General features: G+C 40.7%; 13 protein-coding genes and 1 pseudogene. 9 read left to right on the top strand and 5 right to left on the bottom strand.

The annotated features are described in order from the left end of the window. Positions 1-122 (top strand): annotated as a pseudogene (locus GTU69_RS09645) (IS5/IS1182 family transposase); the annotation flags it as partial. 155 nt (positions 123-277) lie between these two features. Next, a complete protein-coding gene (locus tag GTU69_RS09640) occupies positions 278-880 on the top strand; it encodes a nitroreductase family protein (RefSeq protein ID WP_166170087.1) in 603 nt (200 codons plus the stop codon). Between the two features lie 90 nt (positions 881-970). Here GTU69_RS09640 and GTU69_RS09635 read toward each other — a convergent pair whose 3' ends face one another. Together GTU69_RS09635 and GTU69_RS09630 are read right to left on the bottom strand one after the other, a co-directional pair. Next, complete coding sequence (locus tag GTU69_RS09635) at positions 971-2,176, bottom strand: MFS transporter (RefSeq protein WP_166170085.1); 1,206 nt, start codon at positions 2,174-2,176, stop codon at positions 971-973. Next, on the bottom strand, positions 2,173-2,610 hold the full coding sequence (locus GTU69_RS09630) for a MarR family transcriptional regulator (protein WP_166170083.1): 438 nt from the start codon (positions 2,608-2,610) through the stop codon (positions 2,173-2,175). The genes GTU69_RS09635 and GTU69_RS09630 overlap by 4 nt, the downstream gene beginning before the upstream one ends. 231 nt (positions 2,611-2,841) lie before the next feature. Here GTU69_RS09630 and GTU69_RS09625 point away from each other — a divergent pair, with 231 nt between their 5' ends. Beyond that, on the top strand, positions 2,842-2,955 hold the full coding sequence (locus GTU69_RS09625) for a DUF2474 domain-containing protein (protein WP_166170081.1): 114 nt from the start codon (positions 2,842-2,844) through the stop codon (positions 2,953-2,955). A 127-nt stretch (positions 2,956-3,082) separates the two neighbouring features. On the opposite strand, the gene GTU69_RS09620 is transcribed toward GTU69_RS09625, so the two are convergent. Together GTU69_RS09620 and GTU69_RS09615 are read right to left on the bottom strand one after the other, a co-directional pair. Next, the gene (locus GTU69_RS09620) at positions 3,083-3,637 is read right to left on the bottom strand and encodes a thermonuclease family protein (RefSeq protein WP_166170079.1); all 555 of its coding nucleotides are present in this window, start codon (positions 3,635-3,637) and stop codon (positions 3,083-3,085) included. 224 nt (positions 3,638-3,861) lie between these two features. Beyond that, on the bottom strand, positions 3,862-4,779 hold the full coding sequence (locus GTU69_RS09615) for a LysR family transcriptional regulator (RefSeq protein ID WP_166170077.1): 918 nt from the start codon (positions 4,777-4,779) through the stop codon (positions 3,862-3,864). A gap of 93 nt (positions 4,780-4,872) precedes the next feature. Here GTU69_RS09615 and GTU69_RS09610 point away from each other — a divergent pair, with 93 nt between their 5' ends. The 6 genes from GTU69_RS09610 (at position 4,873) to GTU69_RS09585 (ending at position 10,450) form a co-directional block, all read left to right on the top strand. Beyond that, entirely contained in the window at positions 4,873-6,117 is a 1,245-nt protein-coding gene (locus tag GTU69_RS09610; protein ID WP_166170075.1) for an acyl-CoA dehydrogenase family protein, read from the top strand. A gap of 122 nt (positions 6,118-6,239) precedes the next feature. Next, the gene (locus GTU69_RS09605; protein WP_166170074.1) at positions 6,240-7,361 is read left to right on the top strand and encodes a phosphotransferase family protein; all 1,122 of its coding nucleotides are present in this window, start codon (positions 6,240-6,242) and stop codon (positions 7,359-7,361) included. Further along, positions 7,358-8,056 (top strand): histidine phosphatase family protein, encoded by a 699-nt coding sequence (locus GTU69_RS09600; RefSeq protein WP_086196983.1) that lies wholly within the window; start codon positions 7,358-7,360, stop codon positions 8,054-8,056. Before GTU69_RS09605 ends, GTU69_RS09600 begins: the two co-directional genes overlap by 4 nt. Positions 8,057-8,082: 26 nt before the next feature. Continuing rightward, complete coding sequence (locus GTU69_RS09595) at positions 8,083-8,826, top strand: SDR family oxidoreductase (RefSeq protein ID WP_166170072.1); 744 nt, start codon at positions 8,083-8,085, stop codon at positions 8,824-8,826. Positions 8,827-9,114: 288 nt separating this feature from the next. Next, positions 9,115-9,825, top strand: coding sequence for an SGNH/GDSL hydrolase family protein (locus GTU69_RS09590; protein WP_166170070.1), 711 nt, complete (start codon positions 9,115-9,117; stop codon positions 9,823-9,825). A 31-nt stretch (positions 9,826-9,856) separates the two neighbouring features. Further along, entirely contained in the window at positions 9,857-10,450 is a 594-nt protein-coding gene (locus tag GTU69_RS09585; protein WP_166170068.1) for a uracil-DNA glycosylase family protein, read from the top strand. A 196-nt stretch (positions 10,451-10,646) separates the two neighbouring features. Here GTU69_RS09585 and GTU69_RS09580 read toward each other — a convergent pair whose 3' ends face one another. Continuing rightward, positions 10,647-11,084, bottom strand: coding sequence for a hypothetical protein (locus tag GTU69_RS09580; protein WP_166170066.1), 438 nt, complete (start codon positions 11,082-11,084; stop codon positions 10,647-10,649). Positions 11,085-11,173 lie beyond the last annotated feature (89 nt).

The raw sequence follows: 11,173 nt of genomic DNA, 5'->3' as shown, positions 1-11,173 counted from the left end.
AAAATGCTTTTGCGAGATTAAAACATTTCCGTGCTATTGCAACTCGATTTGATAAACTAGCACGCAATTATAAATCTATGATCCGTATAGCTTGCATATTTATTTGGTGCAAAGCCAAATGAGGACACGCCCTAGAAATTGGAATTATTATTGCATATGGTAAGACAGCAACACATTTACCTAAATATTGTTATAAAAGTAGATATTTCACATTTTATTAACAGTGAGGGTAGATTGTTTCAAATTTTTGCGAAGAAATACCACAGGATTTCATTGAATGTCGAATCAGTTTTTAGATTTAATTAAGAAACGCCGTACCATTTATGCAGTTGGTAAAAATGTAGAGCAAAGCCCAGAGTATTTAACTGATTTGATTAAGCATGTGATCAAGCAGAGCCCATCCTCTTTTAACTCGCAGTCTTCACGTGCCGTGATTCTGTTTAATGCCGAGCATGAAAAATTTTGGGGTTTTGTCAAAGAAAAACTCAAGTCTTATGCCAAAGATGAAGAAAGTGCAGCAAAAACCAGTGCCAAAATGGACAGTTTTGCCGCAGGTGTGGGTACCGTTTTATTCTTTGAAGACATGGATGTGATTAAAGGCCTGCAAGAGCAGTTCCCGTCTTACGCAGAGAATTTCCCGATCTGGGCAGAGCACTCAACAGCCATTGCCCAGTTCGCAACCTGGACCGCCTTACATACTGAAGGTTTAGGCGCTTCACTTCAGCACTATAACCCGATCGTGGATGAACAGGTACATGCTGAATGGGAAATTCCAGCCTCCTGGAAACTGCGTGCCCAGCTTGTGTTTGGTTCAGTAGAAGGTGAAGCCAAAGATAAAGCTTATATAGATGATGCAACACGTTTTAAGGTATTTAAGTAATTCATAATTTTCCGAAGTCCCCTTTATAAAAGGGGATTTCGTATATTTTAGCCAATGGTTTTAATTTTTCCCGGCGGTATCGGAGAATTATTAAGCAGCGTTAACGGCTTTGTTTCTCACTTTATGTCCATGTAGCACATAGTAAAAACCAATACAGATCAAAGCTGCAATCGCGCTATACATATACAGCTGCGCGTAATTGATATAATCCAGCGCCATACCAATAAAGTAGGGACCAAAACCAAGACCTGCATCGAGGAAAATGAAGAATGTCGAGGTAGCAAAGCCCATACGGTCCAGCGAGGTACTTTTCACAGCAACAGTCTGACAAACTGACTGAATGTTACCATAGCCCAGACCGAGCAAACCTGCACAAAGCAACAAGGTCATCGGACTATGTGCCTGACTGAGCAAATACAAGGCCAATGCCATAATGATAAATGCGGGATACATAATGATATTTTCATCTTTACGATCCATCAGTGGGCCGGTAAATGGACGTGAAAATAAAATCGCAATCGCATACATTAAGAAGAAGAAAGAAGCTGTTTCAACCAGATTAATTTCTTTGGCATAGAAATTAATAAAGGATAAAACGCCTGAATAACAAATCGATGTAAATAACATGATGATCGAGATCGGCAAAGCTTTCATTTCAATAAATTGGGAAATGAAACTTGGCTTTTGTACACTGACCTGAGTTTCAACAGTTTTAGTATGTTGTGGCAAGTTAGGCACTTCAATCATCAAGGCCACAACCAGACAGCTCACCGCAACAATGCTAGATAAGGCGAAAATCGAGTTATAACCAACATGCAACATCATCCATATTGCTAGGAATGGGCCAATCGCGGTACCCAATGTACTGCTCATGCTGTAGTAACCAATCCCTTCACCACGACGGGTCGGCGGTAAAATCTGCGCGATGATGGTGCCCAATACAGTCGATGCCATACCCATCATAAAACCATGCATGAAACGCACACCCAGCAAGGCAGCGACATTCATGGGAATAAAATAGAATCCGGAAAAAATCAAAAATCCAATTAAACCCACAATCATGGTGGTTTTGCGGCCAAAACGTTCCAGAAACTTACCAACAAATAAACGACCAATCAGGGTGCCGACAATGAACAAACCGGAAATCAGACCGGCCTGAGCCGTGGTTGCACCCATTTCAGCGACGGCATAGCCGACAATGACCACCACAAGCAGATAAAAGGTCAGGACCAGCTGAAAGTTAATGGCACTGACAAGAATAAAATTTCTTGTCCATAAGGGCGTATTTTCACTCATGACTGGCTACCTTTCATTTCTTGCAGATGTTCCATAAGTTTATGCAGGGTATTCAGCGTACTATTTTGCGCAGCCTGATCTAAGGGCAATAACAGCTGTTGTTCAAACAGGTCCAGTTTTTCAGAGCACACGGCAAAAAGTTGTTGACCTTTAATGCTTAGAATCAGTTTCTTTTGCCGTTTATCTTCTGTATCGACCTGATCCAAAACCTCCAGTTGTATTAATGCATGAATACGTTTTGCAATCGAAGGTTTGGAAACATTCAGGTATTCAGCAATGTCAATAGAGGTACAGCCTTGCTTAAGCTGTATGACATACAGCACCTGCCACAATGAATAATTCAGCTGATGTGGAAGCAAAATGGTATTGATTTCATCACTCATTAAACGCGCACAGCGCAGTAATGAAGCACGAAAGTTAAGTCGAATTGGCATAATAGTTAGCTAGGGTAACTAAATTGAGATAACTTTACGCCTGTTGAGTTGATTGTTCAAGTATTAGTCAGGGAGCAAGAATGATTTATTCTGAAAATGACAGAATCATATTAAGGCACTTCAATTCTCAGTAATAAGTTGCATTTCAAAATTATTTATACCGGTTTGTCTTACTGGGTGTTCCGCGACAAAGTGCGCATTGGTGATGAAGGCTATCATTAAGGACTAAATATGAAACTTTCACAGATGCAGTGGTTTATTGTGTTGTGGCTAGGTGGATTTTTTGCTTTAGCATTGATTGCTGGAGCATTCCGGCTGCTTGTTCAACTGGATTATTATCTTTAATTGTTGATAATAAATAATAAAGTGGTTTGTTTTAAACAAGCCACTTTATTATTTAACCTGCAAGTTTGATCCATGAGATCACACCCAAATCTATATTTGAAGATAATGATTTATCTGTTCTGAAATTCTATTTATTTCGCTTACGATAAACACTAGGGCGTACCGGATGCGAATTTTTCCATAAGCCTTTTTTCTGCTTCTTGGCCTGAAGTTGTAGAGCTAACCATTTCTGTTTTTGCGTCGGGTTTTTAATATATTCCTCATACACCCATGCCGCGCCGCGTTTGACCATTTCCTGATTGATATTTCGTCTAAAACGGTAAATGACGCCAACGCAGCGCCCATAGCGATCGACATCGGTAATCTCGACACGAACCAGTTTGTAATACACCATTTTTTTAACCAGACGCTGAGATTCCTTGCCATAGGTTTGTGTTGATTCGGGAGCATCAATATAGGCAAAACGCAGTTTGGTTTCTGAGCGACGTAAGTTATAGCGCGTACAGGTGATAGTATCGCCATCACTCACCGCAATGACTTTGCACCAGTATTTTTTTCCTTTTTTAAACGGTTTAAATACATCGGTAAGGAAAGCGTGAATTTTGCGGAAGATAAAAAACAGCACTGCACAAAGCAGCATGCCCAAGATAATGAGCCAAACAGGGGAGAGATTTGCCAACATAGATAAAATTTGTGGAATTTGACTTGAAAATACCAGTCCAGATTCAACAATAAAAAGATAAAAAATGAGCTGCTATATTAATGGAAATTCTCAAAAATAATGGCTTGAGAAATAGTCAAATAGCATTAAAAGCCTTACCAGTTCAGCATTTCGGTTATTTATTCAGTAAAAGGTGATATCTGCATAAAAAATCATTCAGATCCATAACAAATACTCAAAATAGCCTAAGTAAAAATTTTAGTTATTTCGCTGCGCAAAAATTGATGACGCGAATTTTCTTCCAAATCTTTATGCCAATACATCCCCAAAGTAATTAACGGCAAGTCCACAGGCACTGCAAAAATATTTAATGTAGTAGAAACTTGTAAATGACTAAGCAAATTTTGAGGAATAGTTAAAACGGATTGAGGGTTTTGTAGCAAAATCTGTAAAGCGGTTGAATAATGTTGGCAACGTAAAAAAATCTGTCGCGACAGTTGTTTGCGGTTTAAATATATATCTTCAACCAAAACTCCAGTTCGGCGTGATGAAACCCCAATATGTGGGGCAGCGAGATAAAGCTGTTCCGTCATTTCAGGTTGCTGCGTACATACCACAAATTGATCTTGTACCAGTTTCTGAAATTGAATTTTCTCACCGAAGTTTTGTTCCAGATCAATGACAAAGTCTATTTGCTGGGTGGCGAGATCTGTGACAAGCGTTTTACGGTCTAATTTGCTACTGAAAAATTGAATTTCTAGATTTAAGCCCTGAAAATGCTGAACCAGTTTGGGAAAAATCATCGGTTCTATTTCATCATGCACCGCAATTCTTAAGCTTTGCACCATACGGGGTTCAAAATGCTGCTTTTGCATTGAAATGTTTTGAATAGCGAACAGTGCATTTTTAATGACGGGATAAATTTCCTCAGCAAATGAAGTAGGCAACATTTTATTGCCGGCACGTGCAAATAAATCATCCTGTAAATGTTGTCTTAAACGCTGTAAGGCATGGCTGGCAGCAGATTGGCTGATACACAAAATCTGTGCAGCCCTGGAAATGCTTTTTTGTTCATAAACTGCAATAAATAAGGGATATAAGTTAATGTCTATGCGATGAAAAACACTCAGGTCAATCGCGACTTTATTATGAATACTGTTCATAGTGTGATATTGAATTAAATCATTTTATTCATAATAGTTTTCGGGTTATGTTGTTGTAAAGATCAGATAATATATATTTTGAGGGAATTGGCCATGTTTGAGTTATCAGCACGTGCGCAGGACTATATTGAAAGAACCAAAAAGTTCATTAAAGAAGAAATTGAACCGGTTGAAACCGAGTTTTGGAATGATGTCCATGAGCTCAATCAAGGGGGAGACTGGACAACATGGCAATGGCCCACTCAACTTGAAATATTAAAAAATAAGGCCAAGGCAGCGGGTCTTTGGAATATGTTTTTGCCATGTCCAAAATTGGGGCAAGGCTTATCAGTTCAGGAATATGCACACATTGCCGAACTTTCCGGTCGTAGCTTGCTTGCACCGACGGTCTTTAACTGTAATGCACCAGACAGTGGCAATATGGAGGTGTTGTGGCGCTATGGTTCTGAACAACAAAAACAGCAATGGCTCACACCATTATTGGAAGGAAAAATCCGTTCAGTATTTTGTATGACTGAACCTGCTGTGGCATCTTCTGATGCCACCAATATGCAGGCAACGGCGATTGTCGAGGGAGACGAAATAGTTCTGAATGGCCGTAAATGGTGGTCATCGGGTTTAGGTGATCCAAATGCCAAAATCATCATTTTTATGGCGCATACGCCTGATGAAAGCAAAGACCGTCATCATCAACATTCCATGGTTTTGGTTCCTGTAGATACTGCGGGCGTAACAATTGAACGCATGCTGCCTGTATTTGGGGATTATGATGCACCGCATGGACACGGCGAAATTAGCTTTAACAATGTCCGTGTACCAGTGGCCAATTTTATTGGTGGTGCAGGTCAGGGTTTTGAAATTGCGCAAGGCCGTTTAGGGCCAGGTCGTATTCATCATTGTATGCGTTGTATCGGTGCAGCAGAAAAATCTTTAGAGTTGATGATTGATCGTGGTATGAGTCGTACTGCTTTTGGCAAAGAAATTTTAAAGCTGGGTGGCAATCTGGAACGTGTTGCAGAAGCCCGTGTGGCCATTGACCAGGCACGATTACTTACACTTTATGCTGCTTACAAGATGGATACTTTAGGTAATATGGCAGCACTGACTGAAATCTCAGCAATTAAAGTGGTTGCACCAAGCGTACTGGAAAAAGTCGTGGATATGGCCATACAGATACACGGTGGTGCTGGTGTTTCTCGTGATACACCTCTAACAGGATTCTTTGCTCAGGCTCGAAGCTTACGTTTGGCCGATGGCCCGGATGAAGTGCATAAAGGCATGATTGCTAAACTTGAACTGGCAAAACGCGGTTACAGTTCAGGTCGGAAAAAAGATTAATTACATAAATAGTTGAGGCTGCTTATCATTTGCCTGAAAATTTTGCTGTTTATGAGAAATTAAACGGGTATAAATAAGTAAGCGATGAAGTGTTATAACATTGATGATTTAGGGAAATAACAATGTCAGTGATTGATGTGGGTGGGAAGGTTCGTCAAGGCGAAGAACTGGATGTCATTGCTGTTGAGAATTGGCTCAAAGCACAAGGAACTGATTTACAGGGTCAAGCCGAAGTTACGCAATATTCAGGTGGAGCGTCCAACTGGACTTACCGTTTGAAATACGACAATACGGACTTGATTTTACGCCGTCCCCCTAAAGGAACCAAAGCCAAATCTGCGCACGACATGGCACGTGAATACAATGTGCAAAAAAATCTGGCACCATTCTATCCTGTACTGCCTGAAATGGTGGCGCTCTGTCAGGATGAATCGGTGATTGGCTGTGATTTCTATGTCATGCAACGTGTGGAAGGCATTATTCCACGTGCCAATTTACCCAAAGAGCTCAATTTTAATGAAGCTCAGGTCCGTGAACTGTGCATCAATGTCATTGATAAATTGATTGAGTTGCATCAGGTGCCTTATGCAGGGACAGAACTGGAAAAGCTCGGCAAGGGCGAAGGCTATTGTCGTCGTCAGGTAGAAGGCTGGGATGCCCGCTATGAAAAAGCCAAAACCCTAAATGTACCGTCTTTTAAATATGTCCGAAACTGGCTAAAAGACAATATCCCTGCCGATTCAAAAACCTGTGTCATTCATAATGACTGGCGTTTTGATAATGTAATTTTAGATCCGAAGCATCCGACACAAGTAATTGGCGTTCTAGACTGGGAAATGGCAACCCTCGGCGACCCTTTAATGGATTTGGGTTCAGCCCTCGCGTATTGGGTTGAAGAAAGTGACAATCAAATTTTTAAAGCCACCCGTCGTCAGCCCACCAATTTAAAAGGCATGTTCACACGTCAGGAAGTGGTGGATTATTATTTGCAAAAAACCGGCTTGCAAACAGAGAACTGGACCTTTTATGAAGTGTTCGGTATTTTCCGTTTGGCCGTGATTGCGCAGCAAATCTATTACCGTTACTACCATAAACAGACCAATAATCCAGCCTTTAAGGATTTCTGGGTAGTGATTCATGCCTTGCATATCCGTGTGCTTAAATTGATTGGCCTGCAAAAACTTGAGGCCAATGAACTGGCTCAAAAATATATCGCGAAATTTAAGGAATTGATGCCGACATGACCACAATTTATCTGATTCGTCACGGGCAAGCCTCTTTTGGGGCTGAAAGTTATGACCAACTTTCTCCCAACGGCGAATTACAGGCGAAATTATTAGGGCAATATTTCGACCAGATTCTAAAAGAAGCACCTTATGTGGTGTCAGGTTCGATGCAACGTCATCAACAGACAGCCCACTTGACTTTGGCACAATGTTTTCCTGAGGCTGAGATTCAGACCGATAGTGCATGGAATGAATTTAATCACCAGCAGGTTTTTGCCAGATACGAACCACGTTTTAATGAACCACATCTGTTAAAGCAGGATGTCGCCAAGGAAGATAATCCTCGGGCTTACCTGGCTAAAATTTTTGAAGGGGCGATTGAGCGCTGGACGGGTGGTGACTATCATCATGAATATGATGAATCTTGGCCGCATTTTAAAAACCGGGTTGAAACAGCATTGCAAAACTTATGTGATGAACTGGCTAAAATCAAACCGCGGTATGCCGTAGTGTTTACCTCTGGCGGTGTGATTTCGGTAGCTGCAGGAAAACTGTTAGAGCTGAATGCTAACCGGACTTTTGCCTTAAACTGGGCAATCGCCAATACCAGCATGACCACACTACGTCTGGTGGGAAATGAACCACAATTACTGAGCTTGAATGAACACCATTTTATTAAGGCCGAAGATCCCGGCTTACTGACCTGGATCTGATTAAAAAAATAGCAAAGGAAGACAACATGGCAAAAACAATTTTAATTACCGGGGCAAGTTCAGGGATTGGTGCAGGTATGGCACGTGAATTTGCACAAAAAGGCTATAACCTTGCCATCTGCGCCCGTCGTTTGGAACGTCTGGAAACATTAAAACAAGAACTGGAAAGCAAGTACAGCGTAAAAGTCATAGCCAAAACCTTAGATGTGACCCATTACGATCAAGTCTTTGAAGTGTTCCGTGCATTTAAAAAGGAATTTGGCACCATTGACCGTATTATTGTCAATGCTGGGGTGGGTGAAGGTCGCCGGATTGGTAAAGGTAATTTTGAAATTAACAAAGCCACTGTCGAAACCAACTTTATTTCAGCTTTGGCACAATGTGAAGCCGCAGTGGAAATTTTCCGTGCGCAAAATGCAGGGCATCTGGTGATGATTTCTTCCATGAGCGCTATGCGTGGCATGCCGAAACATTTAACCGCGTATGGAGCCAGTAAGGCAGGAGTTGCACATTTGGCTGAAGGCATTCGTGCCGAGTTGATTGATACTCCGATTAAAGTCACTACCATTTTCCCCGGTTATATCCGTACAGAACTGAATGAAGGTGCGAAAAAACTGCCTTTTGAAGTGGATGAAAAAACCGGTTCGCATTTACTGGTTAAGGCCATTGAAAAAGCACCGGTTAAAGCCTACGTTCCACAGTGGCCCTGGTTACCTTTAGGCTTGGCCATGAAAGTATTGCCACTGAAACTGGTCAATAAGTTGGGTTAATTTTCGGATTCTAAAAAGCTCATTCAATGGGCTTTTTTTATACGCTGGAAAACATTGTAAAACTAAGCTCGATAAAAAATAACATCATCAGCAGATTCAGCAGATTCAGCAGATTCAGCAGATTCAGCAGATTCAGCAGATATCGACCACCTTCAACCCTAGATTACTATTGACCTGATGTAGCACATTCACTATTTAATTAGATGAAACTTATTGTAATTTAAGTCAATGCTTCTCACCCCATAAACTCCTATATTGATACAGATATCATTGTGAATTTTATCTTGTATGCTGTTAAAAATTTCAACCATCGTTCTGATTCCATCACTGATTATTCAAGGCAATGCCGTTAAGAAAAATACTCTACGTTTAGCAGAACCAGAAGGACAACGTCAGGGGACAGTTGGAACTGGAAAAATGCTGTCTGTTTTAATTTTAGGAGATTCGGCTGCGGCTGGAGTCGGTGTTGCAACTCAGGAAGATGCTTTACTCGGTGCAGTGCTGAAGCAGTTAAAAGATGGCTATGAAATCAGTTATCAACTTGAAGCTACCACCGGTCATACCAGCGGACAAGTGATTCAGACGGTAAAGAATATGCCCAATCAACACTTCGATGTGGTCATTACTTCTGTCGGGGTAAACGATATTACCAAACTAACCTCACCTAAAGACTGGATTCAAAAGCAGCAACAACTTTATGCAGAAATTAACCGGAAATTCACGCCTGAATTAGTTATTGCATCTGGCGTGCCACCGATGAACATGTTTCCTGCATTACCTCATCCACTGGCCTGGTTATTTGGACAATATGCCAAAGGCATGAATAAAAATCTTGCCAAATTTGTTCAGCAGAACGGCAATATGCAATGGATTGAATATGATTTGCAACGTTTTAAAAGCCTCAATCTGGAAATGGCAAAGGATGGTTTTCATCCCAGCAAGGAAATTTATACACTTTGGGGTGAACAGGTGGCAGATAAAATTCGTCAAATGTTTTAAATTAAGCTGAAGATCGATAAATAGACTGTCTATGAGCACCAAACCAAATATTGAAACCCATCCACTGGAACCTTTTTTACCTTCAAATGCCAAATTGCTGATGATGGGCAGCTTTCCGCCGCCTAAAGCTCGCTGGAAAATGGAGTTTTATTATCCAAATTACCAAAATGACATGTGGAAAATTTTTGGTTTGGCATTCTTTGGCAATAAAGAACACTTTTTAGATATTGCTAATAAAAATTTCAAGGAACAGCAGATCCGTGATTTTTTAATGGAAAAAGGCATCGCAATTTTTGATACGGCGTACCAAATTATCCGTTTAAAAGGCAACGCTTCGGATAAATTTTTACATATTGAACAAGCTACTGATTTAGCCAGGCTGCTCCAGCAGATTCCTGAGTGTCACAGCATTATGACCACGGGTGATAAAGCAACCGATACCTTGATGCTTTCAATGCCAGAACATACTGAAAAACCTTTAATTGGTCATGCCTCAAAAACCTACTTTGCTGAACGCGAGCTGACTTTATACCGGATGCCATCTTCATCCCGTGCTTATCCACTTGCTTTGGAGAAAAAGGCCGAAGCTTACACTCAGTTGTTTAAAGAAATAGGCTTGCTATAAGTAAGTTAATTAAATTAAATAAATCAAGAGTTAATTCAACGGACCCGAGGAGCTGACTGTTTCTCGTTCATTTTAGGCTGTGCTGAGTTGTATTGATTAAAAAGTCTTTGACGTCTTTACCAATGTCATCGAAAACTTTTCAAATGATAAATAGATTTAAAAAGGAATTTAAGTGATTCAGAGTAGGTCACAAAAGCTATCCATCATATTCAACATAGTCCCATAAATTTAAACGGGCTTTAATCTGTTTACGAATATTCGGCAACATTGGCAGCAGGGTTCCGTCAATCCACAGGCTTAAGGCCTGAGCAGAAATCACCTGTTGATTGGCATCTATAATTTTTGCGCCTTTGACCATCACCAGAGTTTCTTCACTCGCTGCAGTTTCAATGCCTTTAAACAGGACTTGGAGTTCAAAACCGGTATCCTGAATCAGCCATTCCAGTTCCAGCTGCACATTTTGATTGGATTTTAAAATGGCCTGACCTTCAATTAATTCAGAATCGGACTGGCAATCATGCTCTACACGAACTTTCGCTAAAAACCAGTCTTGGCGGCCTAAATCGTCCAGCGTTTTATACGGGGTTAAAATATCACTTAAATTAAATTGACGGCTTAAATCAAAAAATTGCATTGCAGAAGATCACGATTGGGAGAGAGCTGAGTTAAAAACTCGAAAAATGGCATGTTAAATCAAATTAAGAAACGAGTAAAATCATTGTG

Source organism: Acinetobacter sp. SA01 (genome assembly GCF_011319235.1).
GTDB lineage: Bacteria > Pseudomonadota > Gammaproteobacteria > Pseudomonadales > Moraxellaceae > Acinetobacter.
Note: the sequence above shows the minus strand (reverse complement) of the source record. Positions and strands in the feature narration are given on the sequence as shown.